The organism is Aeromonas sp. EERV15, assembly GCF_900079845.1.
GTDB lineage: Bacteria > Pseudomonadota > Gammaproteobacteria > Enterobacterales > Aeromonadaceae > Aeromonas > Aeromonas sobria.
In genome coordinates, this window is the sequence record NZ_FKKY02000007.1 from 16,224 (window position 1) to 40,015 (window position 23,792).

The 23,792-nt window shown below is 59.6% G+C and carries 22 protein-coding genes; 9 read left to right on the forward strand and 13 right to left on the reverse strand.

Features of this window, described 5'->3' with window-relative positions; translation table 11 throughout:
• Window positions 1-124 precede the first annotated feature (124 nt).
• The 4 genes from BN4575_RS07530 (at window position 125) to BN4575_RS07545 (ending at window position 4,245) form a co-directional block, all read left to right on the forward strand.
• Window positions 125-1,843: an acetolactate synthase 3 large subunit gene (locus BN4575_RS07530; protein WP_068977751.1), complete on the forward strand. Its 1,719-nt coding sequence runs from the start codon at window positions 125-127 to the stop codon at window positions 1,841-1,843.
• Between the two features lie 79 nt (window positions 1,844-1,922).
• A complete protein-coding gene (gene ilvN / locus BN4575_RS07535) occupies window positions 1,923-2,417 on the forward strand; it encodes an acetolactate synthase small subunit (RefSeq protein WP_005311605.1) in 495 nt (164 codons plus the stop codon).
• Between the two features lie 103 nt (window positions 2,418-2,520).
• On the forward strand, window positions 2,521-3,150 hold the full coding sequence (locus BN4575_RS07540) for a LysE family translocator (RefSeq protein WP_068977752.1): 630 nt from the start codon (window positions 2,521-2,523) through the stop codon (window positions 3,148-3,150).
• Between the two features lie 135 nt (window positions 3,151-3,285).
• Window positions 3,286-4,245: a LysR substrate-binding domain-containing protein gene (locus tag BN4575_RS07545; RefSeq protein ID WP_068977753.1), complete on the forward strand. Its 960-nt coding sequence runs from the start codon at window positions 3,286-3,288 to the stop codon at window positions 4,243-4,245.
• 103 nt (window positions 4,246-4,348) lie between these two features.
• On the opposite strand, the gene BN4575_RS07550 is transcribed toward BN4575_RS07545, so the two are convergent.
• From BN4575_RS07550 to dusB, 6 genes are all read right to left on the reverse strand, one after another.
• Window positions 4,349-5,530 (reverse strand): M20 metallopeptidase family protein, encoded by a 1,182-nt coding sequence (locus BN4575_RS07550; protein WP_068977754.1) that lies wholly within the window; start codon window positions 5,528-5,530, stop codon window positions 4,349-4,351.
• The gene (locus tag BN4575_RS07555) at window positions 5,530-5,979 is read right to left on the reverse strand and encodes a hypothetical protein (protein ID WP_042018594.1); all 450 of its coding nucleotides are present in this window, start codon (window positions 5,977-5,979) and stop codon (window positions 5,530-5,532) included. Before BN4575_RS07555 ends, BN4575_RS07550 begins: the two co-directional genes overlap by 1 nt.
• Entirely contained in the window at window positions 5,976-6,794 is an 819-nt protein-coding gene (locus BN4575_RS07560) for a DUF3100 domain-containing protein (RefSeq protein ID WP_068977755.1), read from the reverse strand. The genes BN4575_RS07555 and BN4575_RS07560 overlap by 4 nt, the downstream gene beginning before the upstream one ends.
• Window positions 6,795-7,092: 298 nt before the next feature.
• Complete coding sequence (locus BN4575_RS07565) at window positions 7,093-7,974, reverse strand: DMT family transporter (RefSeq protein ID WP_068977756.1); 882 nt, start codon at window positions 7,972-7,974, stop codon at window positions 7,093-7,095.
• Between the two features lie 96 nt (window positions 7,975-8,070).
• Entirely contained in the window at window positions 8,071-8,367 is a 297-nt protein-coding gene (fis, locus tag BN4575_RS07570; RefSeq protein WP_005906654.1) for a DNA-binding transcriptional regulator Fis, read from the reverse strand.
• A 26-nt stretch (window positions 8,368-8,393) separates the two neighbouring features.
• On the reverse strand, window positions 8,394-9,359 hold the full coding sequence (gene dusB, locus BN4575_RS07575; protein ID WP_042018587.1) for a tRNA dihydrouridine synthase DusB: 966 nt from the start codon (window positions 9,357-9,359) through the stop codon (window positions 8,394-8,396).
• Between the two features lie 309 nt (window positions 9,360-9,668).
• On the opposite strand from dusB, the gene BN4575_RS07580 reads away from it, so the two are divergent.
• The 4 genes from BN4575_RS07580 to BN4575_RS07595 all read left to right on the forward strand — a co-directional run bounded on the left by BN4575_RS07580 (window position 9,669) and on the right by BN4575_RS07595 (window position 14,503).
• Window positions 9,669-11,075 (forward strand): TolC family protein, encoded by a 1,407-nt coding sequence (locus BN4575_RS07580; RefSeq protein WP_068977757.1) that lies wholly within the window; start codon window positions 9,669-9,671, stop codon window positions 11,073-11,075.
• 73 nt (window positions 11,076-11,148) lie between these two features.
• Window positions 11,149-12,153: an HlyD family secretion protein gene (locus tag BN4575_RS07585; RefSeq protein ID WP_083221014.1), complete on the forward strand. Its 1,005-nt coding sequence runs from the start codon at window positions 11,149-11,151 to the stop codon at window positions 12,151-12,153.
• The gene (locus tag BN4575_RS07590) at window positions 12,153-13,307 is read left to right on the forward strand and encodes an ABC transporter permease (RefSeq protein WP_068977758.1); all 1,155 of its coding nucleotides are present in this window, start codon (window positions 12,153-12,155) and stop codon (window positions 13,305-13,307) included. The genes BN4575_RS07585 and BN4575_RS07590 overlap by 1 nt, the downstream gene beginning before the upstream one ends.
• Window positions 13,307-14,503 (forward strand): ABC transporter permease, encoded by a 1,197-nt coding sequence (locus BN4575_RS07595; protein ID WP_068977759.1) that lies wholly within the window; start codon window positions 13,307-13,309, stop codon window positions 14,501-14,503. The genes BN4575_RS07590 and BN4575_RS07595 overlap by 1 nt, the downstream gene beginning before the upstream one ends.
• A gap of 118 nt (window positions 14,504-14,621) precedes the next feature.
• Here the strand turns inward: BN4575_RS07595 and BN4575_RS07600 are convergent, their stop codons facing one another.
• The 3 genes from BN4575_RS07600 to BN4575_RS07610 all read right to left on the reverse strand — a co-directional run bounded on the left by BN4575_RS07600 (window position 14,622) and on the right by BN4575_RS07610 (window position 17,016).
• Window positions 14,622-15,257, reverse strand: a complete 636-nt coding sequence (locus BN4575_RS07600) for an SDR family oxidoreductase (protein WP_068977760.1) — start codon at window positions 15,255-15,257, stop codon at window positions 14,622-14,624.
• Between the two features lie 134 nt (window positions 15,258-15,391).
• The gene (locus BN4575_RS07605) at window positions 15,392-16,246 is read right to left on the reverse strand and encodes a DnaA ATPase domain-containing protein (RefSeq protein WP_068977761.1); all 855 of its coding nucleotides are present in this window, start codon (window positions 16,244-16,246) and stop codon (window positions 15,392-15,394) included.
• 71 nt (window positions 16,247-16,317) lie between these two features.
• The gene (locus BN4575_RS07610) at window positions 16,318-17,016 is read right to left on the reverse strand and encodes a DnaT-like ssDNA-binding domain-containing protein (RefSeq protein WP_068977762.1); all 699 of its coding nucleotides are present in this window, start codon (window positions 17,014-17,016) and stop codon (window positions 16,318-16,320) included.
• 238 nt (window positions 17,017-17,254) lie between these two features.
• Here BN4575_RS07610 and BN4575_RS07615 point away from each other — a divergent pair, with 238 nt between their 5' ends.
• Window positions 17,255-18,226 (forward strand): response regulator, encoded by a 972-nt coding sequence (locus BN4575_RS07615; RefSeq protein WP_068977763.1) that lies wholly within the window; start codon window positions 17,255-17,257, stop codon window positions 18,224-18,226.
• Window positions 18,227-18,300: 74 nt separating this feature from the next.
• Here the strand turns inward: BN4575_RS07615 and BN4575_RS07620 are convergent, their stop codons facing one another.
• The 4 genes from BN4575_RS07620 to pta all read right to left on the reverse strand — a co-directional run bounded on the left by BN4575_RS07620 (window position 18,301) and on the right by pta (window position 23,791).
• Window positions 18,301-19,698 carry a peptide MFS transporter gene (locus tag BN4575_RS07620; protein ID WP_068977764.1) on the reverse strand — a complete coding sequence of 466 codons (1,398 nt, stop codon included), beginning with the start codon at window positions 19,696-19,698 and terminating at the stop codon, window positions 18,301-18,303.
• Window positions 19,699-19,911: 213 nt separating this feature from the next.
• Entirely contained in the window at window positions 19,912-20,823 is a 912-nt protein-coding gene (gene galU / locus BN4575_RS07625; protein ID WP_068977765.1) for a UTP--glucose-1-phosphate uridylyltransferase GalU, read from the reverse strand.
• 95 nt (window positions 20,824-20,918) lie between these two features.
• On the reverse strand, window positions 20,919-21,239 hold the full coding sequence (locus tag BN4575_RS07630; RefSeq protein ID WP_068977766.1) for a ComEA family DNA-binding protein: 321 nt from the start codon (window positions 21,237-21,239) through the stop codon (window positions 20,919-20,921).
• A gap of 380 nt (window positions 21,240-21,619) precedes the next feature.
• Window positions 21,620-23,791 (reverse strand): phosphate acetyltransferase, encoded by a 2,172-nt coding sequence (gene pta, locus BN4575_RS07635; RefSeq protein WP_042018566.1) that lies wholly within the window; start codon window positions 23,789-23,791, stop codon window positions 21,620-21,622.
• Window position 23,792 lies beyond the last annotated feature (1 nt).

Below are 23,792 nucleotides of genomic sequence, written 5' to 3' on the forward strand. Positions count from 1 at the left end.
TCAACGGGGCGGAATTAGCCCGATCTGCATTCAGATAACAACAAGAAACGGGTCGGGTTGTGCCGGGAAGCACTGCGCCGTTGACAGGATTCGCAAAACGGAGCAAAGCCTGGAGGGCTTTATCATGGAGATGTTATCAGGCGCCCAGATGGTGGTTAGAGCGCTGGAAGATCAGGGGGTGGAGCACGTCTTTGGCTACCCTGGTGGCTCGGTGCTCGACATCTATGACGCACTCTTCGAAAACGGCAAGATGGAGCATGTGCTGGTGCGCCACGAGCAAGCCGCGGTTCACATGGCTGACGGCTACGCCCGCTCCACCGGCAAGGTGGGGACTGTGCTGGTGACCTCCGGCCCCGGGGCGACCAACTGCATTACCGGTATTGCCACCGCCTATATGGATTCCATTCCGCTGGTGATCCTCTCCGGCCAGGTGCCGACCAGCATGATCGGTGAGGATGCATTCCAGGAGACCGACATGATCGGTATCTCCCGCCCGGTGGTGAAGCACAGCTTCCTGTGCAAGAAGGCGAGCGATATTCCCGAGGCCATCAAGAAGGCCTATTACATTGCCGCCAGCGGCCGCCCGGGGCCTGTGGTGGTGGATCTGCCCAAAGATGTGCAGAACCCGAAAGAGAAATTTCCCTACCAGTATCCCGAGTCGGTGAGCATGCGCTCCTACAACCCGACCAAGTCCGGCCACAAGGGCCAGATCAAGCGGGCAGCCAAGCTGCTGGTGGATGCCCAGCGCCCGGTGATGTACGTGGGCGGTGGTGCCATCAACGCCAACGCGGATCATCTGGTGACCAAGCTGGCGGAGCTGCTGAACCTGCCAGTGACCACCACTCTGATGGGGTTGGGGGCCTTCTCCGGCATTCATCCGCAATTTATCGGCATGCTGGGGATGCACGGAACCTTCGAAGCCAACAAGACCATGCACAATGCGGATCTGATTTTTGCCGTGGGTGCCCGCTTCGATGACCGCGTCACCAACAACGTGGCCAAGTTCTGCCCCAATGCCACCATAGTGCATATCGATATCGATCCGACATCCATCTCCAAGACGGTGCAGGCTCATGTGCCCATCGTTGGCTCGGTAGAAACCGTGCTGGAGCAGATGCTGGAGGTGATCCGCGAGTGTGGCTTTGCTAACGATCATCAGGCGATGACGGATTGGTGGAGCCAGATCAACCAGTGGCGCTCCCGTCACTGTCTGGCCTACGAAAAGTCGGCTACCCAGATCAAGCCGCAGCAGGTGATCGAGACCCTCTACAAGGTGACTCAGGGTCAGGCGTTCGTCGCCTCCGACGTGGGCCAGCACCAGATGTTTGCGGCTCTCTACTACCCGTTTGCCAAACCGCGTCAGTGGATCAACTCTGGCGGTCTTGGCACCATGGGCTTTGGTATTCCGGCCGCCATGGGAGCCCAGTTTGCCAACCCGGATGCGGTGGTCTGCTGCGTCACCGGTGATGGATCGGTGCAGATGAACATTCAGGAGCTCTCTACCTGCTTGCAGTATGGGGTACCCATCAAGATCATCTCCATCAACAACCGTGCGTTGGGCATGGTCAAGCAGTGGCAGAAGATGTTCTACGGCGGCCGTCACAGCCACTCCTACATGGAGTCCCTGCCGGACTTCGTCAAACTGGCGGAAGCCTACGGCCACGTCGGTATCGCAGTGAGCGATCCGGCCGAACTGGAGAGCGCCATGGAGAAGGCCTTCGCCATGAAGGATCGGCTGGTGTTCATGGATATCTCGGTCGACCCGGATGAGCATGTCTATCCGATGCAGATCAAGTTTGGTGCCATGGACGAGATGTGGCTGAGCAAGACGGAGAGGACCTGACGATGGAACATATTATTTCGGTCGTACTGGTGGAATCCGCCGTTGAAGAGATGTCGCTGAACAAGGCGGGGGAAATATCATGAGACATATTATTTCCGTTCTGCTGGAAAACGAATCCGGCGCCCTGAGCCGCGTGGTGGGTCTCTTCTCCCAGCGTGGCTACAACATCGAGACCCTGACGGTGGCTCCCACCGAGGATCCTACCCTGTCGCGCATGACCATAGTCACCATGGGTGACGAGCGGGTGCTGGAGCAGATCCAGAAGCAACTTCACAAGCTGGTGGATGTGCTCAAGGTGTGTGATCTAAGCGAAGGGGAGCATATCGAGCGGGAGATCGCACTGGTCAAGGCACGCGCCGCCGGTGGTGCCCGTGACGAGCTGAAACGGCTGGCGGATATCTTCCGCGGCCAGATCGTCGACGTCACCCCCGAGCAGTACACGGTGCAGCTGGTGGGCACCAGCGAGAAGCTGGATGCCTTTATCAAAACCGCCGCCCAGACCAACGAGATCATCGAAGTGGTGCGCTCCGGCGTCTGCGGCATCTCCCGGGCTGACAAGGCGCTGCGCCCTTAAGGCATAGTTGTCACTGCGGCTCGGTCAGACGGGTTGAAAATAAGATGGAAGGGGGCTCTGCGGAGCCCTCTTTATTTGGTTTGTCTATACGAGGATGGAGTCTATGTTCGGTATTCATGATCTGGCGCTGTTTGTGGTCTCGGGCCTGCTGCTCAATATCATGCCGGGGCCGGACACCCTGCTCATCATGTTGCGCGGCGGGTCGCAGGGATGGCGTGCCGGTTCGGCGGCCGCGCTGGGGATAGGAACCGGCACCATGATCCATGTGTTGGCTGCTGCTCTCGGTCTGTCGGCCCTGCTCAGCGCCTCGGCCGAGCTGTTTACGGTCATCAAGCTGGCTGGCGCCCTCTACCTTGTCTATCTTGGCGTCTCGCTGTTTCGCCAGCCGGCGGCGAACAGCACTGCAGGGGCTGCGGTGACGCTGCCCGCGCTCTCCTATGGCCGGATCTACCGGCAAGGGGTGCTGACCAATGTGCTCAACCCCAAGGTGGCGCTCTTTTTCCTCGCCTTCGTGCCCCAGTTCATCGCGCCGGATGCCCCTGATAAGGCGCTCGCCTTTATCCTGCTCGGCTGCATCTTCAACCTGAACGGGATGATCTGGTGCCACTTGCTGGTCTTCAGCACGGCCTATGCCCGCAACAAGGTGAAGTTGCCAGCCCGGATTGGCCGCTGGCTCAACCGGGGCATCGGCACCCTGTTTGTCGGACTCGGGATCAAGCTTGCCAGCGACTAGCGCGCCGCTTTCTGACCTGGGGCAGGTTATCGTGTCCTGCGCTGTGGTATGGTCGGCGGTCAGGTGCGGGGCCAGCCCCGTTCTCTCTTTTTCAGGCCAGCCCCACTGGCCGCAGCAGCGAGATCCCTTGCCCAGATGAACATCGCCCGGCTCAAGAACTTTACCGAGATCGTGAAGAACAGCTTCAATATCTCGGCGACGGCGGAGAAGCTCTACACCTCCCAGCCCACCCTCAGCAAGCAGATGAAGATGCTGGAAGATGAGCTGGGGCTCGCCCTCTTTACCCGCAAGGGGAAGAATCTGGTCGGCTTGACCAGTGCAGGCGAAAAGGTGATGGAGCTGGCCAAGGGGGTGGTGGCACAGGTGGAGCAGATCAACCAGCTGTCGCTGGGGGAGCCGCTGGCCACCAGCGGGGTGCTGCGCATCGCCACCACCCACACCCAGGCCCGCTACAAGCTGCCTGCGGTGATCACCGAGTTCAGCCGTCGTTATCCCGATGTGGCGATCCAGCTCCATCAGGGGGCACCCGCCCAGTTGGCCCAGATGGTGCAAAGTGGCGATGTGGATATGGCGATCGCCACCGAATCCATGTATCTGTTCGACGAGCTGGCCGCCGTCCCCTGCCATCGCTGGGGTCGCAGCGTGGTGGTGCCCCACGGCCATCCGCTGATCGACTGCCAGCCGCTGTCGATGGCGGATCTGGCTCGCTACCCCCTCATCACCTATGTGTTCGGCTTTACCGGCCGTTCCAAGATGGATAAGGCCTTCAGCCGCCACGGCCTCTCGCCAAAAACTGTGCTGACCGCCACCGACACCGACGTGATCAAGCACTACGTCCGGCTCGGGATGGGGGTCGGGGTGATCGCCAGCGTGGCCTTTGACGAGGGGGACAGGGAAGATCTGGTGAGCCTCAATATCGACCACCTGATCGCCTCGAGCGCCACCCACATCTGTCTGCGCAAACATGCCCACTTGCGCGACTACATGTACGACTTTATTCACCTCTACGCCCCCCATATCAGTCGGGAGACGGTGCAGCTGCACCTTATCAACCAGCCGCCGGCCGCCAATATGGCGGAGCTGCCGTGGTTGTAGGAGTCGGTTGCTTGCAGTGCAAAGATAATACGCGGGGATAAAAAGTGCAGAGACAAAAAAAGAGAGGCCTTGGCCTCTCTTCTGGTTTTATCGGGATGCGGGATTAATCGCTGCGGGTCGCCAGATTGATAAAGATCTGGGCTCCCACTAACAGGCAGTCGTCATCGAGATAGTAGGGATTTGCGTGCAGGTAGTTGCAGATCCCCTTGGCCTGACAGCCGCTGCCGAGGAAGAACATGGCCCCCTTGCGGCCACGGCAGGCGTTGACCATGTAGCTGAAATCCTCGCTGCCGGTCATCGGCTGACCCTGGGCGTTGATCCCCTCGCCGGGCAATACGTCGGCGGCCGCTTGCAACAGGCGGGCGCAGGCATCGGCGTGGTTCTCCACTGCCGGATAACCGGCATAGACCATCTTGGTCTTGAAGCCGCGCAGTTCGCTCTGGGCCACGATCTCCTTGAAGCTGTTCTTCAGGATCTGGTCGGTCTCGGCATCCATGGCACGGATGGTGCCGCGGGCCTGCACGTGGTCGGCGATGGCGTTGGGGATGGTGCCGCCGTTGATCATGCCGCAGCCAAATACAGCCGGGCTGAACGGACTGGTGCGTTTGGCGACGATGTAGTCCATATCTTCGATGATCCGCACCGCTTCGCGGATGGCATCCAGCCCTTTGTGGGGGGTGGAGCCGTGGGCGGAGATGCCGTGCACATCCAGCGTCCAGGCGGAGCCCCAGGAGGACATGACACCGTTGTTGAACTTGATGGTGCCGGTTTCCATGGCGCCGTCGTTATGGAGGGCATAGACCTCGTCCACCCCCTTCATGCAACCCAGTTCGACCATTTTCTCGGCGCCCGGCACCCGCATATCCTCTTCCGCCATCTGGAAAATAAAGCGGACGTTGTACTGCAGGCGCGCTTTGTTGGCGGCCAGAAACTTGGCAGCAGTCAGGGCAATCGCCATATGGGAGTCGTGACCGCAGTTGTGGGCCATCCCCTCGTGGCTCGATTTGAACGCCACTTCGCTCATGTCGTGCATCTCAAGGCCATCCATATCGGCACGGAAGGCGATGGTCGGCAGTACCGGGTCAACCACCAGATCCCCGTGAAAACCGGTGAAGCCCGGGTAGTCGGTGAGGCGATAGCCGAAGCCCGTCATCAGCTCGCGGCAGTAGGCCGAGGTCTTGAACTCGACGCCGGAGGCCTCCGGAATGGTATGCAGGTGGTGGCGCACTTCGTGGCTGAAGTCGCGCAGGGTCAGCAGGGCCGGTTCAATGTGGATGTTGCTCATCAGATGATCCCTTGCATGGTGAAGCCGATCTGGGCAACCAGCGAGGCGCCGAAGAAGCAGCAGGTGGAGACGATCATGAAGATCAGGATCACTTTCCAGGACATCTTCTTCAGCTCTTCCAGCTGACCGCCCACCGAGAGACCGGCAAAGGCCAGCAGCGGTACGCAGCAGGAGAGGAAGGAGATCTTGGCAACGGCATCAATGAAGAGGCCGCGCACCGGGGTCTCCGGCAGGCAGATGAGAATGCCGATGATGGTGGCATAGGCAAATGCCGGCAGGGAGGAGGGCAGGTAGCGCTTGGCAATCAGCGAGGCGAACACCACCAGTGACATGGCGATGAAGCTGTCACCCATCAGCCAGAGCGGGGTGCCGGTAGTCAGGGTCTGGGTAAACATGGCCAGCAAGATCGCCAGAAAGACGAACCGCATATCCATTACGATGCTTTTCATGCTTTCTCTCCTTTGGCAGTCAGGGCATAGATTTTTTCAGCGAGCGGCAGACCCAGATAGGTGAGGGAGAGGGCGCCGAGGGCAGACGAGAGCAGGTTCGAGGCAGCCGCGATACTCAGGACCTGCTGGGCCAGCGCTTCATCGAGACCGTTGATCAGGGCACCGGAGGCAGCACTCAGCATGGAGCCTGAGCCCACGCCGGAACCGGCGGCCAGCGCCAGCGGATGCAGGCCGGTGAGCGGGGCGATACTGCCCAGCACGCTGAACCAGAGGGTGCCGATGACGGAGCCGCACAGGTAGATGGCCAGCACGCCGATGTACTCCTGGGAGCCGGTGCCGAACTTGCCCTGAATGACCGCGACGGATGGCTCACGACTGATGGAGGAGCAGGCCCCGATGGCGCGACGGCCAAAGCCGAACTTCACCGCCAGTGGAATAGCGATCAGGATCGGCAGCAGGTTGCCAATCTCCTGCAGGAACAGCGGTACGCCGACGCTCAGGATCATCTTCAGGTTGGGGATGATCATCCCCGCGTACTGGGTACCCAGGATCAGCAGGCTGAAGCCCACCATCTTGCCGCAGAAGCCCTCTTCTTTTTCGGTGAAGAGCTGCTTCCAACCGGGGATGCGATCCTTGACCGGCTTGGCGGAGACAATCATGCCGATGATGACGGCAAAGAGCATCGGCAGGATCGGAATGATGGCGATGCCTATCTTGATCTCCTGCTTGCCTATCAGGTACTGGGCCACAAAGATCAGCATGGAGGTTGCCAATATGCTGACCATGACCGTCTTGAGGGTGCTGGTTTGCTGCATGGTGTGTTCTCTTGTTATTCGTGAGTGTTCCACTTAAGTGCCATCGCCAACTTGACGGGCTGGCGGATGATGGGGGCATGATAGGGAGGGTTGCGGGGGAGGAATGTGACCTCCATCAAGCTGGCCATATGGCATTTTTTCATGGGGTATGCCCTTTAACCCTGTGGATACCAAGGGTTAAATGCCGTTAACAGAACGTCAGCATTAGCAGGCGTTGAAGGGCGAGGACGGCGGCAGAAGGAGTCAAAGGAGGAATGGTGGGGATGGATGGCACCGCCCCTCGGGGCGGTACTTCTCATCAGGCCGGTGCTTTTAGCTTGGCACTGCGCAGCAGCAGGGGGAGCTGGTAGAGCACCAGGGCGCCGAGCACCAGTCCCGCACCGGCCAGTTTGGCGCCGCCGAGGGGTTCGTTATATACAAGGGTGCTCAGCATCAGGGTCCAGACCGGTTCCAGCAGCATCATCAGGGCGGCGTGGGCGGTCGTCATCTTGCTCAATGCGTGGGTAAGCAGCCAGTAGCGCAGGGTGGTGGCAATGAGCACGCTCGCTGCAAACCAGCACCAGATGCTGTGGCTGACCCCGGTCTCGGGCCACTGTTCGGTCAGCAGGGAGAGCAGGGTGCCGAGCAGGCCGGTCATCGCCAGCTGGATGCAGGTAAGCCAGGTGGGGGGAATGGATTGGGCAAAGTGGCGGTGGACGGCGAGCTGGATACCCAACGACGTCGCGGCAGCGAGAAACCAGAACAGCGAGAGCGAGACGCCCCAGTGGGTACTGCTGGAGAGTAACAGCAGACCTGCGATGGCGATGGGCAGGGTGAGCCAGTAGTGGCGACCGGGTTTGCTCTTGAAGGCGGCCCAGGCTGCCAGCGGCGCCATCAGGGTGGCGACACTCATGATAAAGGCGCCGCTGCCGAGCGCATCGCTCTGGCTGATGGCGGTGACCCACAGCAACAGGCTGGTGCCAAGCAGAGTGCCGCAACCAGCGGCACGCAGCAGTTGGGCGCGGGTTGGCGGCGGTTCGCGTAACCAGGCTAGCGGCAGCAGCAATAAGGCAGCCAGCAGGAAGCGGCTGCCGATAAAGGCGGCGGGGGGCAGTTCGTGGATCGCCTCTTTGGAGAATATCCAGCCAGCGGCGGCCAGCAGGGTGACCAGTACCATCAGCAGCAGGGGTGTGCGGTTCATTGGGGGCATAGTAGTGAAATGGAGGGGAGAGCATAAAGGAAAGGCGCCAAGTATTGCTACCGGGCGCCTTTCATATCAATGGCTGACAGCCAACAATCAGTTCATGCCGTAACGCTTGAGCTTCTTGCGCAGAGTGCCACGGTTGATCCCCATCATCACGGCAGCGCGAGTCTGGTTACCACGGGTGTACTGCATGATCACGTCCAGCATCGGCGCTTCAACTTCGGAGAGAACCATATCGTACAGTTCAATCACTTCCTGACCGTTCAACTGGGCCAGGTAGTTACGCAGGGCCTGTTGCACAGAGTCACGCAGGGGGCGCTGGGTTGGCTCGGCAGCGTGATTGTGAGTAGTTGTTACCAATGCATCAGAAGTCAGGGTTTGTTCGAACATATTCGGTCGGCTCTTTAGTTATCTTGTTAACCTAATCCATCGAAATACGCTTCGAGTGCCTCGAGTTGTGCGTCTGCACAATCCAGGGCATTGAAGTGCTTGCGGAATTCTCGGCCCGTCTCTTCTTCATCCAGATACCAGCCCACGTGTTTACGGGCAATGCGCGCTCCCAGATATGCACCATAAAACTGGTGCAGGTTGGTTACATGCTCGTTCATCAGGGTGCGAACCTCTTCCCTTTCGGGAGGCGGCAGCTTGGTGCCCGTCTCAAGAAAATGACGGATTTCCCGGAAAATCCAGGGTCGTCCTTGCGCTGCGCGGCCGATCATCACGGCGTCGACACCGGTATAGTCGAGGACATACCGGGCTTTCTCCGGGCTGTCTATGTCGCCATTGGCGACAACAGGAATCGATACGGCCTGCTTAATCGCCCTGATTGTGTCGTACTCCGCTTCACCCCGATAAAGGCAGGCACGGGTACGACCATGCACGGCGAGGGCCGCGATACCACAATCTTCGGCGATTCGGGCGATCTCCACGCCATTGCGGTTATCCGGATCCCATCCTGTGCGGATCTTCAAGGTGACAGGGACCTCTACTGCATCCACCACGGCCCGGCAAATTGCTTTGACCTGATCGGGTACACGCAGCAGGGCTGAGCCTGCCAGCTTCTTATTCACTTTTTTTGCCGGACACCCCATGTTGATGTCGACGATCTGTGCGCCCTGCTCCACGTTGTAGCGGGCAGCAAACGCCATCATCTCGGGGTCGGCCCCGGCAATCTGGACCGATCGCAAACCGCCTTCTGCAGAGTGATCCATCCTCATCCTGGTTTTCTGGGTATCCCAGACATCCGGGTTGGCCAGCAGCATCTCGGAAACGGCCATGCCAGCCCCCAATCGCAAACAAAGTTCACGAAACGGTCGGTCTGTTACACCGGCCATGGGAGCCACAATCAAGGGTGTTTCAAGCGTGTGGGGACCTATCTGCATTCCACGGTTACCATCGGCTTAGGGCGGCGTATATTACGCATTTTTTAGGCAGGAGAAAAGGTTAGTATTTGAGCGTCAGCCATTTTTTTCTGAAAAAAACGTCGCGCCAAGGCTTGCAAATTCAGGAGTTATTGAAAAACGGCCAGATTGCACATGCGGGATGGCTGTACTAGCTATGTCGGTTGTCTGCATAATTGACAGTCCACTTGTGGGCCTGCTTTGCGTTATGATAGCCGGCTAAAGTCGAGCAAATGCTCCAAACATTTATGTAACATGTGCGCGTATGCAACAAAAGCGGATTGGGGAACTATGACGTCAAGGTTCATTAAATCACTCTGGCCGTGTCTGATGGGGGCCGTGCTGGGATCGGCGCAGGCACAGACCATCAGCTTCGGCGAAGCCTGGACCCGGGTCATCCAGCAGGATGAAGGGTTGGCCGCCGAGCAGGCAGGGGTGGACCGGGCCAAGCAACTGCGCGAGGCCGCCAAGGATATGTATCTGCCCAAGGTGGATTTGGGGGCCAGCTATACCCGCCTCGATCAGGCGGTGGAGCTGGACATGATGGATCTCAACCCCATTGCCAGCCATCCGGAGTTGGGTCAGGTGCTGGCGCCACTCATGCAGAAGTTCCACCTCAGTCCGGATGATTTCGTCACCCCGCTGACCAAGCAGAATGTGGTGACCAGCTCGGTCAAAATGCTCTGGCCGCTCTTTACCGGTGGTCGTATCGATGCGGCGCAGGATATCCGCCAGGCGCAGGTGAGCGAGGCGCAGCAGTTGCTGGTGCTCAAGCAGCAAGCCACCTTTGAAAGCCTCTCCCAGACCTATTTCGGGGTGGTGCTGGCCGCTCAAGTGGTGATGACCAAGCAGGAGATCGAGGACGGGTTGGCCCACCATCTGGATCATGCCAAAAAGCTCGAGGCTCAGGGCCAGATCGCCAAGGTGGAGCGGCTCTCGGCTCAATCGGCTTATGACCGGGCCCGTATCGATACCCAGAAGTCACGTCGTGGTCTCGAGATCGCCGAGTTGGCCCTCGGCCATATGCTCAAATTGCCGAGTGCGGAGCCGGGCAGTGGCCTGTTCGTCAATAAAGAGTTGCCCGGACTCGATGGGCTGGTAAGTCAGACGTTGGAGGTGCACCCCGGTCTCAAGCTGCTCAGCGCCAAGCAAGAGCAAGCCAAGGGGGTGATCCGGATGGAGAAGGGCAAATATGCCCCCGAAGTGTTCATGTTCGGCAACTACAACCTCTATGAAGATGATTCGCTGGCTTCCAAGACTGCTCCGGACTGGCTGGTGGGGGTGGGCGTCAGCATGCCGCTGATCAGCCGCGATGGCCGCTCCGAGACGGTACAGGCGGCCAAGAGCGCCGAATTGCAGGTCAATCTGCTGCAAGCCAAGACCCGTCAGGATCTGGAGTTGCTGGTAGAGAAGACCTGGCGCGAAGCGGCACAAGGGCTGGAGGAGTATCAGTCACTCTCGTCTACCCAGGCGCTGGCAGAGGAGAACGTGCTGCTGCGGGATAAAGCCTTCGGGCAGGGGCTTTCTACCTCCCTTGATGTGGTGGATGCCCGTAACCAGCTGGCGGGGGTCAAGACCCAGCGCGCGGCGGCGGCTTATCAATATGTGGTGTCGCTGGCCCGTCTGCTGGCCCTCTCCGGCCAGATGAACAGTTTCAATCAATATCAGCATGGTCAGGTGATCGAGGTGAACTCGTGATCGCCGCCCTGTCTGTTTCTTTTTTCATGTCTGTTTCGACCGTCAAGGGTCGCCAGTTTGTCGAGGTGAAGTGATGAGCCATCCCCCCATCAAAAAGAAGATGAGCCAGGGTAAACCGCTGTTGTTGCCATTGGCGCTGGTGATCCTGGTGGTGTGGCTGGGCTGGCGTTTCTGGCTGGCCTATCAGCCTGAGCCGGTGCATCTGCAAGGGCAGATCGAAGCGCAGCAATATTCGGTCTCCTCCAAGGTGCCGGGGCGTATTGACGAGGTGCTGGTGAAAAAGGGCGATCAGCTGAGTAAGGACCAGCTGGTCTTTACCCTGGCCAGTCCGGAAATCGAGGCCAAGCTGAGCCAGGCCAAAGCCGGTGAAGCGGCCGCTGGCGCCATGGCACAAGAGGCTGAAAAAGGGGCGCGTTCCCAGCAGATTGCGGCTGCCAAGGATCAGTGGCAGAAGGCCAAGGCTGCCGCCCAGCTGCGTGGCAAGACCTATGAACGGATCGCCAGCCTGCATCGCGATGGCGTGATGCCGCTGCAAAAGCGTGATGAGGCCTGGACTGCCTGGCAAGCCGCCAAGTACAGCGAAGGGATGGCGTGGCAGCAATATCAGATGGCGCTGGAAGGGGCGCGGGAAGAGACCAAGGTCGCCGCCCGTGAGAAAGCCAATATGGCGGCAGGCTCGGTGGCCGAGGTGGAGGCTTATCTGGCCGATACCCGCATCAATAGTCCCCATGGCGGCGAAGTGAGCCAGGTGCTGCTGCGCAGCGGTGAGTTGGCGCCACAAGGTTTTCCGGTGGTGACCCTGCTTGACATGAACGATGCCTGGGCCCAGTTCCATATTCGCGAAGATCTGTTGCCGCGTTTCACCGTTGATACCGAGTTTGATGCCCGCATCCCGGGCCTTGGCGACCAGATGGTGCGCTTCAAGGTGACCCATGTGGCCGTGATGGGGGATTTCGCGACCTGGCGTGCCACTGATACCCGTCAGGGCTTTGACATGAAGAGCTTTCAGGTGGAGGCCCGCCTGCTGCAACCGGTTGACGGGTTGCGGGTTGGCATGAGTGTGCTGGTCGAACTCTGATGGGACGTGAATTTCGGCTGCTGTGGCAGGACCCGTTCAGCCGCGCCCTGATGAGCTGGGTGCCGCTGCTGCTGATGGGGATCCTCTGCTGGATCTTCTCGGCAGGGCTGGCCCGCGACCTCAAAGTGGGGCTGGTGGATCTGGATCGAAGCGTGCTGTCGCGCCAGCTCGCCTTCTCGCTGGATGGCTCGGCCGGGCTCAAGGTGGCCAACCAGTTTGACTCCATCGATGCGGGGGCGCACGCCCTGCGCGGCGGCGACATCTATGCACTGGTGGTGATCCCCAACCATCTGGAGCGGGATGCCCGTCAGGGCACCCAGCCGCAGGTGACGGTATTCAACAACGGCCAGTTTATCCTGATCGCCAAGCTGGTCAGCTCGGCGCTGGCACAGGTGGTGGGAACCCTCAACGGTCAGGTGGGGGTGCTGGAGGCGATGGCCGACGGCAAAGCATTGCCCGGTGCGCTCGGGCAGTCGGTGCCCATCAGCAGTCAGATAACGGCGCTTTACAACCTCAACTCCAGCTATGCCCAGTTTCTGCTGAGTGCCATTCTGCCCGCGGTGTGGCAGATCCTGGTGGTGCTGTTTGGCCTCAATGCGCTGGCCCGCACCGACCGGCTGGGACTGGACTGGACCACCCGCGGTGTCTGGTTCGGCCTGTGGCGCACCCTGTTGCCCCATGTGCTGATTGGCTGGGGCTGGGGGGTGGCCTGGACGCTGCTGCTGTTCAAGGGCTTCTCCTATCCCATGCACGGTAGCTGGTTGGTGCTGACGGTGGGGCTGGGGCTGGCCTCGGCCGCCTGCGTCACCATGGGTGCCTTTTTCTACGGCATCATTCGGGATCCGGCGCGCGCCCTGTCGTTGGCGGGGGCTTACACTGCGCCCGGTTTCGCTTTCATGGGGGTCACCTTTCCGGTGAGCGCCATGGGGGATTTTGCCCAGTTCTGGCGCAGCCTGTTGCCGGTTTCCCATTATGTTGAACTGCAGATTGGCCAGAGCAACTACGGCTTGCCCCTCGCATCCGCCCTGCCGCAACTGGGGGCGTTATTGCTGTTCCTGCTCCCCCTGCTGCTGGTGGTGCGCCGTTATAAACAGCAGGCAGAACTGGCCCGTCAATCAGCCGTAGTGCCAGTGGCAGAGAAGGAGCCGCAGTGATGCTTGGATTTGTTGATCTGTTGCGTTTAGAGCTGCGGACCCTGCTGGCGGATCGCGCCATCATGCTGACCCTGTTTGGCGGTGTGTTTTTCTACTCGTTCCTCTATCCCCAGCCCTATCTGCATCAGTTGCCGCGGGAAGAGGCGGTGGTGGTGGTCAACGAGGATGGCAGCCAGTTGTCCCGTCAGCTGGAATTTATGGCCGATGCCACGCCGCAGGTGAAGCTGGTGGCGCGAGCCCATTCGCTGGCCGAAGCGCGCCAGCTGATGATGGCCGGGGAGGCTAGCGGGATCCTGCACATTCCCAACCACTTCTATCGGGATCTGATGCAGGGCAAGAGCGTCACCCTGAGCTATGCCGGTGATGCCTCCTACTTTCTGGTCTACGGCACTATTGCCGAAGGACTGGCGCAGGCCGGTGGCACCTTGGCGGCACAGGTGAAGGTGGCGCGCTTGCTGAGTCATGGCCAGGCGCTGCCGCAAGCAACCATGGGTTGGAATGCGGTGGCCCTCAATGTGGTGCCGGTGTTCAATCCCACCATGGGTTACGTGAACTACGTGGTGCCGGCGGTGTTCGTGCTGATCCTGCATCAGGTGTTGCTGATGGGGGCGGGGATCCTGGGGTCGACCCAGAACCAGCGCAGTGGCCGCGGCGAGCACGGTTACTGGCAAAGCGCGCCGGTACTGCCGCTGCTGCTGGCCAGAACCCTGGTGCTGGCGGGGCTGTTCCTGCTGCCGGTGAGCTACTTCCTCGGTTTCTGCTTCGATCACTACAACATCGCCCGCCATGCTGACCCACTGGAGTTGTGGCTATTCGCCCTGCCGTTCCTGCTGGCGACCTGCTGGTTCGGGATTGTACTGGGGGCGATCTTTACCCGGCGGGATCTGCCAACCCAGGTGGTACTGCTCTCCTCCCTGCCGCTGGTCTTTCTGGCGGGCTTTATCTGGCCGCTGGAGCTGATCCCGGCGCCCCTCAACTGGCTGGCTCAGTGGGTGCCCACTATCCCGGCCATCGAGGGTTTTCTGCGCCTCAACCAGATGGGCGCGGGCTTTGAGCAGGTGGCACGCTACTGGTGGCAGCTGTGGGGACTGGCGCTGCTCTACGGCGTGCTGGCCTGCCTGCTGCTGCGCTGGCGGCAGCGGTCGCTGCCGGTGGCCAGCCAGCAGGTCATTCCGGTGGAAACGACCGCCGGTTAAGCGCCATGGTGCAAGCGCGCGTGACATGGCGTGTGCAATAAAACGAGAAACGGTCAGCCGAAAGGCTGACCGTTTTGTTATGCGCTGGATCGGTGAAGGTGATGGAGATGGAGCAGGTTTAGCCGTGCTGGAGCTCGGGGTCGGCGATGGCGTAGATCTGCCCCACCGCCGTCTGATCCGCCAGCAGACGCAGGCCTTGGGCGGCCACATCGGCGCGGCGCACCAGTCCGTGTACCTCCTTGCCCTGACTCAGCTCGGCGCGGCCGGTGGCGTCGCCATCCTGCAGGCCCGCCGGGCGCAGAATGGTCCAGGCGAGGGGGCTGGTCTGCAGCCAGCTCTCCGCCAGACTCTTGAGGCGCACCTCGTGGCCGAAGGCGGCGCGGGCCCGCTGTGGCAGATATTGCCAGCTGTCGCCGCAGCCAAGGGAGGTGACCAGCAGCAGTCGCTTGAGGCCAGCCTGCTCCATGGCATCGATCACATGTCGGTTGCCCTGATAGTCCACCGGCGCTGCCTGACGGAAGCTGCCGAGGGTGGAGACGACGCAGGCATCTTGCCCTGCCGCAATGCAGGCCTGCTGCACCGCAGCCGGATCCAGCGCATCCCCTTCGATCACCAGGGCTCCCAGCGCGCGCAGTTCGGCGGCCATCTCGGGGCTGCGTACCAGCGCGACTACCCGGTGACCCGCACTCAGGGCGTGGTGGGTAAAGGCGCGGCCCAGCCCGCGGCTGGCTCCGAAAATCAGTGTGGTTGGCATAGATGGGCTCCCTTGGCAAAAGGGACTAGCCTAGTGGCTTGTTCGCCTGCTGTAAATGAGAGTTGTTTCTATTTGTGAGCTAGCAGGGAGGAGAGGGTGCGAGCCGCCAGCGACTCGCACCCACTGAGAGGGGATCAGCCGTTGTAGTTGCCGATGCTGGGGCGACGGCTGGGGCCGCTCAGGTGGATATCCACCGGATTGAACGCCTTGATCGCTTCATAGCTGAAATCACCGATCGCCAGATGCAGGCTCTGGGGCGTGTGGTTGGTGATAATGATGACGCTCTTTGACAGGTTGCGACGGCGGCGCAGCAGGTGGCCGAGGAAGCTGGACTGGCTCTCCGCCATCTTGGCACGGTTGGCCGATACCTCGTCGATGATCAGCAGATCCACCTCTTCCAGCGCTCGGCGATACTGGTTGCGCTCATCCTGATCGGGGATCACGTTGAAGAACAGCCGATCGACGATGGAGGCCCACTGCTGGAAGATCACCGATTTCTGGTGAAGAGCGATCAGCTCGTGCGCCACGGCACCCGCCAGGGTCGACTTGCCGGTGCCATAGTCGCCGTAGATCAGCATGCAGCCGCCGCCGCTCTTCTCCCAGTGCTCGAAACCGCTGATAAAGTAACGGGCGGTTTCGACGGGATATTGTAGCGCGGGATCGTTGGCATCCATCTTGGCAAACACCCAGTCAGGGTTAAGGTCAGCCTGGGCAATCAGCTTCTGGATCCGCTCCTGACGGGCTGCCTTCTGCAGCTCGCGCACCTCGGCGTTGGCCTTGGCGTCGTACTCCTTGCGCAGGGTCTCGTAATCATATTGGCCGCCGCCGGTCTCGGCCTGCAGGCGACGAATGCGCTCCAGCAGACCGCCAACGTGCTGGCTCAGCTCGGGATCGTGAATGCGATGATCCTGCTTGGCCTTGGCGATTCTCTTGCGCTTGGCTTCGATCTCTTCCAGCTCCTGGCGCAGGGGATCTTGCGGGTCAGTCATGGAATGCTCCTTCTGCTCGGTCAGGGATGGGTAGACAGGGGGTTGATTTTGCCTGCAGGCAGGGGCCGCTATCAATCATTATCCGGCTCCTGTTGCGGCGCTTGTTCCTGCGTTTGCTGTTGGGCCAGCCGCTTGGCCTCTTCGATCATCTGCTGGGCCCGTTTGCTCGGGCCAGCCTCGGCAGGGGCCGGCGTCACCTGCTGGTAACCCTGCTCCTCCATCGGCTTGCGGCGGGTATAGCGGCGGGTCTTGAGGGCGCGAATGAATTTGAGCATCCATTGATGCTGGGAGTCGAACACCTCGGGGCGCCCTAACCAGTAGGCGATAAACTCCCCCAGATCCTCTTCGTTGTAGCTGGCATCGATCACCCCGCACAGGCGGGCGAGGGCGGGCAGCTCCTCATCCGGTCGCCACTGCAGGTGCATCTGGAAGGGGCGCTCCGGCAGCGGACTGCGCTGTTTCTGGACCAGTAGTGGCAGCAGAAATGGGCACTGATGGTAGTGCTCACTCTCTGCCTGTGCTTCGACCTGCAACAGCCCGGCCTCCATCAGTTCGTCGAACAGTTCGGTCAGCTGGCGGGCATTGACCTGAAACGAGAAACCGCTGGGATCGCCCGGGTCGACCACTGCCAATGCGCGGCCAAGCTCGGGGTAGTTGAGCCGGGCCAGCTGATTTTCCAGCACCAGTCTGCGCAGTTGCAGGGTATAGAGACTGCGCGCCGGATGGGACAATCTGGGGTGGGCAAGGGCGCTGTATTCGGCTGGGGTCATGGTGTTCTTTGTGATCCTACGTGGGGGCATTATCCCTTAAGGCGCCCACTTGCACAATTCAGATGGCGGTCGCAGCCGACGACTCCCCGAGCGAAGATATTGGCACGGTTGGATGGGGCTCTCTTGAAGCCACCTCGCGATCGAGGTCTATTTTTGACGCAGGGTTTCCGCGCTGAGCGCACTTTTGAGCTAGTCTTTATACCTGAATAACCAATTGACTAATAAGGTTTTTATCAAGATGCCAAAAGCCGGGCTACGGATCCTGGTGGTGGAGGACGAGGCCGTTTTTCGCCACTCGTTAGTGAGTTACCTCGCACGGGACGGGGCCACAGTGTTTCAGGCCGAAGATGGCATTGAAGGGCTATCGGCGGCGGCGCTCTACCATCCCGACGTGGTGCTGTGCGATCTCAATATGCCCAATATGGATGGCCATGAGGTGATAGCCTGTCTCGCTGCTCGCTATCCCCATATTCCGGTCATTGTCATTTCTGCCCAGAGCACCATGGAGGCGGTCGCCAGCGCCCTGCGCGCCGGTGCCCGGGACTATCTGCTCAAGCCGCTTGAGAATTTCGCGCTGGTCGAGCGCAGTATCGAGCAATCCCTTAACGGCAGCGCCAACCGGGCGCAGCAATTGGAGCTGATGGATCACATCGACTACTTCAGTGCCCATGACAAGGCGGCCAGCCGCTTGCTGGCGGGGCTGAAACCGCCAGGTTTGCAGGAGTGGGGCCCCTGGCAGGTCACGTTCAAGGGGTTGGGGCAGCTGTTTATTCCCGATACTTTCAAGGTGGAGGACAAGCTGCTGGTGCTGGTGATGGAGCTGCCCATCATGGGCACGGATGCGGCATTTTGCGGGGCGCTGGTGCGATCCCTGATGAACGTGTCCTACCGCCAGTTTCAGCAACACGAGAGTCGTCTGCTAAGCCAGCCACACCGGTTACTCGACTACCTCAACCATCAGCTGATGGAGTCCGGCCTGCGTCACTCCTTTGCCATGGCGGCGCTGCTATTTGATCAGCACGATGGGCTGGTGTTCGCCAATGCCGGGCTCACCTCTCCCCATTGGTTGATGCGCTCCGGCGGCTTGCCCCTTGGCTTGATGCGCAGTTGCCACTACGCCCTGCACAAGCGCAGCTGGCATGAACCCTTTGCTCTGCAGTTTCGTAGCGACAGCGGTGGATCGCTGGATGTGCAGGTACGCCATCACTGATGCCACCTGACCACAGGCTAAAACAAACAGGGCGCCCGATGGGCGCCCTGTTTGTTATTTACAATCCTGACCGTTTAGACGGCGGCGGACTGCAGTTTCTTGTCTTGAGCTTGCGGCTCTTTGGCCGGGCCTTCGGCACCGTGCATCCAGTAGACCAGACGGTTAGCCATGGTCAGCAGGATCAGGGCGCTCAGTACCGCAGCCAGGGCGATGCCACCGAAGATGGCGATCGGACCCGCTTCACCAACGAAGGAGCCGATAAAGCCGGCTGCATAGTTGGCCAGAGCAACGAAGCCGAACCAGGCACCCATCATCAGGGAGGCCAGACGCAGCGGAGCCAGCTTGGTCACCATAGACAGACCGATCGGGGAGAGGCAGAGCTCGCCCAGGGTGTGGAACAGATAAGCACCTACCAGCCAGAACATGGAGGTCTTGACTGCTTGATCGCCACCTTGCTGCAGCACAGCGCCGATCATGAACAGGAAGCCGACAGCCAGGAACAGCAGACCCATGGCAAACTTGACCGGAGAGTTCGGCTCTTTCTTGCCGAGCTTGATCCAGATGGCTGCCACGATCGGGGCCAAGGTGATGATAAAGAACGGGTTCAGGGACTGGAACCAGGCGGTTGGCACTTCGAAGTTACCGATCATCCGGTCGGTATACTCCTGGGTGTAGAGGTTCATCAGACCACCGGCCTGCTCGAAACCAGCCCAGAAGATGATGGTAAACAGGCCCAGAACCAGAATAACCTTGATGCGATCCACTTCCTGCTTGGTCAGTGGGGCTTTCTGCTCATGGGTGCGCAGGGCTGCAGCACGCTGGGCTGCGGTGACGCGACCGATGTTGCCGAGGAAACGCTGGGCCATGGTGGCCTGGATCACCAGAGAGAGCAGCATACCGATACCGGCGCCGACGAAGGCCGCTTGCCAGCCGTAGGCAGTGGCGGCAGCACCACAGATCACGCCTGCCAGCAGGGAACCCAGGTTGATGCCCATGTAGAAGATGGTGAAGGCACCATCACGGCGGTGATCGCCCTCTTCATAGAGGTCACCCACCATGGTGGAGATGTTCGGCTTGAACAGGCCATTACCCACGATTAGCAGCGCGAGGCCAGCGTAGAACATGGTGTTGACCATATCCGGGAACATGGCATGGGGCAGTGCCAGAGTGAATTGACCCGCCGCCATCAGCACGGCACCGATCAGGATGGCGCGACGTTGACCCAGGAAGGTGTCAGCCAGCCAGCCGCCAATCAGCGGAGTGATATAAACCAGACCGGTATAGATACCGTAGAGTTTGAGGGCATCTGCCTGACTCCAGCCCAGACCGCCGTTGGCAGTCAGGTCGGTCAGATAGAGCACCAGCACGGCACGCATGCCGTAATAGGAGAATCTCTCCCACAGTTCGGTACTAAAGAGCAAAAAAAGCCCTTTAGGGTGACCTAAAAAGGTCCCTTTTGACGGGTTATTCATTGGAACTTCCACCTGTGTCTTATATTTTTTTGAGTTTTTTATGCAAGGGCGAGAAACACGCCTCAATCCTTATAGAACATGTGTGAATAAATTACAACATTATGATTTGCTGAGAATTTATTTGTCATAGATTGATAAGATGTTGCATAAATGAAAAAAGAGCATCGAATGATGCCCCTTGAATACCTCTATAAAAAACAGATTTTTCAGCTATTACAACTGTTTGACGAACTGCTTCAGCCAATCGGTAAATTCACCATTCAGTTCAGCATGGCGTACCGCATACTGCACATTGGCTTTCATATAGCCGAGCTTGCTGCCGCAATCGTGGCTCTTGCCTTTCATGAAGTAGGCGTTGACCTGCTCTTGCTCCATCAACATGGCGATGGCGTCAGTTAACTGGATCTCGTCGCCAGCACCGGCCGGGGTTTTCTCCAGCAGTGGCCAGATATTGGAAGAGAGCACATAGCGGCCCACGACCGCCAGATTGGAAGGGGCTTCGTCCCGGGGCGGCTTCTCGACAATGGCTTGCATCGGCAGTGACATACCCTCGCTCAGGGCTTCACCTCTGATGTCGGCAATGCCGTACTTGTCCACTTCGCTCGCGGGCACCGCTTCCACCATGATCTGGCTGATCTGGTTCTCTTCGAACATATGTACCATCTCGGCCAGATTGTCCTGCTTGAGGTTGCTGGCAACCTCGTCGATCAGTACATCCGGCAGCAGCACGGCGAAGGGGTTGTCACCGATCAGTGGACGGGCGCACAGCACCGCGTGGCCTAGGCCTTTGGCCTCGCCCTGGCGGACGTGCATGATGGTGACGTCTTTCGGGCAGATCTGTTGCACCTCTTCCAGCAGCTGGCGCTTGACCCGCTTCTCGAGGGTCGCTTCCAGCTCGAAGCTCTTGTCGAAGTGGTTTTCGATGGAGTTCTTGCTTGAGTGGGTGACCAGAATGATCTCCTTGATCCCGGCCGCGATCGCTTCGCGCACCACATACTGGATCAGCGGTTTGTCGACTACCGGCAGCATCTCTTTCGGGATGGCTTTGGTGGCTGGCAACATGCGGGTACCCAGACCGGCTACCGGGAGCACGGCCTTGCGAACGATCAGAGGAGTCTTTTTCATGGAAAACTATCCAGAGAGATGAAAGTGCGGCCATGATACTCCAAGAAAAATGGGGCAGCCACCGGCTGCCCCATTTGCAACTGTTCCAGTCGACATTATTTGACGACAATCATCTCCCTGTTTGCATCTAGCGTGGCCGGACCTATGCCATTGACATCTGCCAGCTGATCGACCGAGGTGAATTTTCCCTGTTTATCACGGTAATCGATGATGGCTTGTGCCTTTTTGTCACCAATGCCTTTGAGGCTGGTGAGTTCGGCAAGGGTGGCCGTATTGATATTCAGTTTGCCGTCCTCCTTGGCGGCAGCGGTTGTGGTGGTCTGCTTGGGCGCAGTTTTCTCCGCTGCCAGCACGGGTTGGCTGAACAGGGGCAAGCAGGCCAGCAGCATGACTGCAGAGAGCTTCTTCATCAGCATTTCCATTCCTCCATGATGTTGGATTTTGCCGAGTGGGCACATTGAGAAATAGCGTATCGAACGGGTCTTTTTTACTGCAATTTCTGACAGGTCAGATCGCCATGCCGATGGTGGAAGATTTGCTATAAGCGCTCCGGTATGAATGCCCTCATACGTTCAACCTTATGATCTTGAATGTATTTAATATGCATCTTTAATGTGGCGAGCACGCTTCCCCGAGATGCTTTGCTCAAGTCGTTGCTGGTGCGCCGGATGAGATTATTCTGCGCAACATTGCGCTGATGGCATGTTTCGCTGGTGTTTAAGGGATCATTAATAAAAAAGGCTGCTCACCAACGGTGAGCAGCCTTCGAGATCGGTTTTTTCAGGTAACGGGCTGATTACTCAGCCTGGGCAGCCTGAATACCGGTCAGGGCGATGGTGTAGACGATGTCGTCAACCAGTGCGCCACGGGAGAGGTCGTTGACCGGCTTGCGCATGCCTTGCAGCATCGGGCCGATGGAGACCAGGTCAGCAGAGCGCTGTACCGCCTTGTAGGTGGTGTTACCGGTGTTCAAGTCAGGGAACACAAACACGGTCGCTTTACCAGCAACCGGTGAGTTCGGCGCCTTGGACTTGGCCACGTTCTCCATGATGGCCGCGTCGTACTGCAGCGGGCCGTCGATGATGAGGTCCGGGCGCTTGGCTTTGGCCAGCTCGGTCGCGGCACGCACTTTCTCTACATCAGCACCGGCGCCAGAGGTACCGGTAGAGTAGGAGATCATGGCTACGCGCGGCTCGATGCCGAAGGCGGCAGCGGAGTCAGCAGACTGGATGGCGATCTCGGCCAACTGCTCGGCAGTCGGATCCGGGTTGATCGCGCAGTCACCGTAGACCAGCACCTGGTCAGGCAGCAGCATGAAGAAGATGGAGGAGATCAGTGAGGCGCCCGGAGCGGTCTTGATGATCTGCATCGGCGGACGGATGGTGTTGGCAGTGGTGTGCACCGCGCCAGAAACCAGGCCGTCAACTTCGTTGCGCTCCAGCATCATGGTACCCAGTACCACGTTGTCTTCCAGCTGTTCGCGGGCAACCACTTCGGTCATGCCCTTGCTCTTGCGCAGCTCGACCAGACGCGGCACATAGCGCTCGCGCACCATGGCCGGATCGATGATCTCGACACTGCTGCTCAGCACCACGCCTTGCTGTTCGGCAACGCGACGGATCTCTTCCGGGTTGCCCAGCAGCACCGGACGGGCGATGCCACGTTCAGCACAGATGGCGGCAGCCTTGATGGTACGTGGCTCTTCACCTTCCGGCAGCACAACGCGCTTGTTGGCCTGACGGGCCAGCTCGGTCAGTTGATAACGGAATGCCGGCGGGCTCAGACGACGGGAGCGGGTAGAGCTGACAGTCAGCGACTCGATCCAGTGCTTGTCGATGTGGCCAGCCACATAATCCTGCACCAGCTCGATACGCTCGCGGTCATCTTCCGGAATATCGACGTTGAAGTTCTGCAGGCTGACCGCGGTTTGCCAGGTGTTGGTGCCGGTGATCATGATCGGCAGGCCGGTGGCCATGGCCTGTTGGCACAGGGCCATCACTTGCGGTTCCGGATGGTAGTTACCGGTCAGCAGCAGGGCACCCAGCTTGACGCCGTTCATGGCGGAGAGGCAGGCAGAGACGATGACATCAGAGCGGTCGCCAGAGGTCACCAGCAGGCTACCCGGACGGAAGTGCTCAACCATGTTGTGGATGGAGCGGGCACAGAAGGTCACGGTCTGCAGACGACGGCTGTCCAGTTCACCCTTGTGCAGGATCTTGGCCGCCAGATGCTTGGCGAGATCCTTGGCACGGGGGGCGATCAGCTGGGTGTTCCAGGGGATGCAACCCAGAATGCGCAGCGGGCTCTTGCCAAATACCTGCAGCACTTCCAGGTTGTGGGCAGCTTCAGACATGTGGTGATGGGCTTCGAACATCTCGGTCAGATCAGGGCGGGTAACGCCATGCTCGTCAACCGGGGCGCCGACTTTGTTGATGACGCAACCGACGATACGGGGGTTGTTGACACCACCGAAGTTGGAGCAGGCCAGCTCGATACGCTCTTTCAGCTTCTGGCTGGAGTCATGGCCCGGGTGGGTCACGAATACCATGTCAGCGTCCAGCGCCTTGGCAACGTCGTAGTTCAGCTTGTTGGCAAAGGGCTGCTTGTCGGTCGGCACCATACCTTCGACAACCAGCACTTCGGCACCACTGGATTTTACGTGCTCTTCGAAGCGAGCAACTATCTCTTCCAGCAGGATATCGGTATTGCTGGAGCTGATCATGTTCTCGGCATAGGAGAGAGTGAACGGCTCGGGCGGGTTGATGTTGGCAGCTGCACGGATAACGGCGGTGGAGCGCTCGGTACCGGTTTCACCCGGACGCGGCTGAGCGACCGGTTTGAAGAAGCTGACATTGACACCGTGACGTTCCATAGCGCGAACCACGCCAAGACTCACGGAAGTTACGCCGACACCAGTGCCGACCGGGATAAGCATAATAGTGCGTGCCACTTTATACCCCTTGTTCATT

Bases quoted from the DNA above. Each gene is read 5' to 3' on its own strand.
- BN4575_RS07530 (WP_068977751.1), top strand. From the start codon at position 125: ATGGAGATGTTATCAGGCGCCCAGATGGTGGTTAGAGCGCTGGAAGAT.
- ilvN (WP_005311605.1), top strand. From the start codon at position 1,923: ATGAGACATATTATTTCCGTTCTGCTGGAAAACGAATCCGGCGCCCTG.
- BN4575_RS07540 (WP_068977752.1), top strand. From the start codon at position 2,521: ATGTTCGGTATTCATGATCTGGCGCTGTTTGTGGTCTCGGGCCTGCTG.
- BN4575_RS07545 (WP_068977753.1), top strand. From the start codon at position 3,286: ATGAACATCGCCCGGCTCAAGAACTTTACCGAGATCGTGAAGAACAGC.
- BN4575_RS07550 (WP_068977754.1), bottom strand. From the start codon at position 5,530: ATGAGCAACATCCACATTGAACCGGCCCTGCTGACCCTGCGCGACTTC.
- BN4575_RS07555 (WP_042018594.1), bottom strand. From the start codon at position 5,979: ATGAAAAGCATCGTAATGGATATGCGGTTCGTCTTTCTGGCGATCTTG.
- BN4575_RS07560 (WP_068977755.1), bottom strand. From the start codon at position 6,794: ATGCAGCAAACCAGCACCCTCAAGACGGTCATGGTCAGCATATTGGCA.
- BN4575_RS07565 (WP_068977756.1), bottom strand. From the start codon at position 7,974: ATGAACCGCACACCCCTGCTGCTGATGGTACTGGTCACCCTGCTGGCC.
- fis (WP_005906654.1), bottom strand. From the start codon at position 8,367: ATGTTCGAACAAACCCTGACTTCTGATGCATTGGTAACAACTACTCAC.
- dusB (WP_042018587.1), bottom strand. From the start codon at position 9,359: ATGCAGATAGGTCCCCACACGCTTGAAACACCCTTGATTGTGGCTCCC.
- BN4575_RS07580 (WP_068977757.1), top strand. From the start codon at position 9,669: ATGACGTCAAGGTTCATTAAATCACTCTGGCCGTGTCTGATGGGGGCC.
- BN4575_RS07585 (WP_083221014.1), top strand. From the start codon at position 11,149: ATGAGCCATCCCCCCATCAAAAAGAAGATGAGCCAGGGTAAACCGCTG.
- BN4575_RS07590 (WP_068977758.1), top strand. From the start codon at position 12,153: ATGGGACGTGAATTTCGGCTGCTGTGGCAGGACCCGTTCAGCCGCGCC.
- BN4575_RS07595 (WP_068977759.1), top strand. From the start codon at position 13,307: ATGCTTGGATTTGTTGATCTGTTGCGTTTAGAGCTGCGGACCCTGCTG.
- BN4575_RS07600 (WP_068977760.1), bottom strand. From the start codon at position 15,257: ATGCCAACCACACTGATTTTCGGAGCCAGCCGCGGGCTGGGCCGCGCC.
- BN4575_RS07605 (WP_068977761.1), bottom strand. From the start codon at position 16,246: ATGACTGACCCGCAAGATCCCCTGCGCCAGGAGCTGGAAGAGATCGAA.
- BN4575_RS07610 (WP_068977762.1), bottom strand. From the start codon at position 17,016: ATGACCCCAGCCGAATACAGCGCCCTTGCCCACCCCAGATTGTCCCAT.
- BN4575_RS07615 (WP_068977763.1), top strand. From the start codon at position 17,255: ATGCCAAAAGCCGGGCTACGGATCCTGGTGGTGGAGGACGAGGCCGTT.
- BN4575_RS07620 (WP_068977764.1), bottom strand. From the start codon at position 19,698: ATGAATAACCCGTCAAAAGGGACCTTTTTAGGTCACCCTAAAGGGCTT.
- galU (WP_068977765.1), bottom strand. From the start codon at position 20,823: ATGAAAAAGACTCCTCTGATCGTTCGCAAGGCCGTGCTCCCGGTAGCC.
- BN4575_RS07630 (WP_068977766.1), bottom strand. From the start codon at position 21,239: ATGCTGATGAAGAAGCTCTCTGCAGTCATGCTGCTGGCCTGCTTGCCC.
- pta (WP_042018566.1), bottom strand. From the start codon at position 23,791: ATGAACAAGGGGTATAAAGTGGCACGCACTATTATGCTTATCCCGGTC.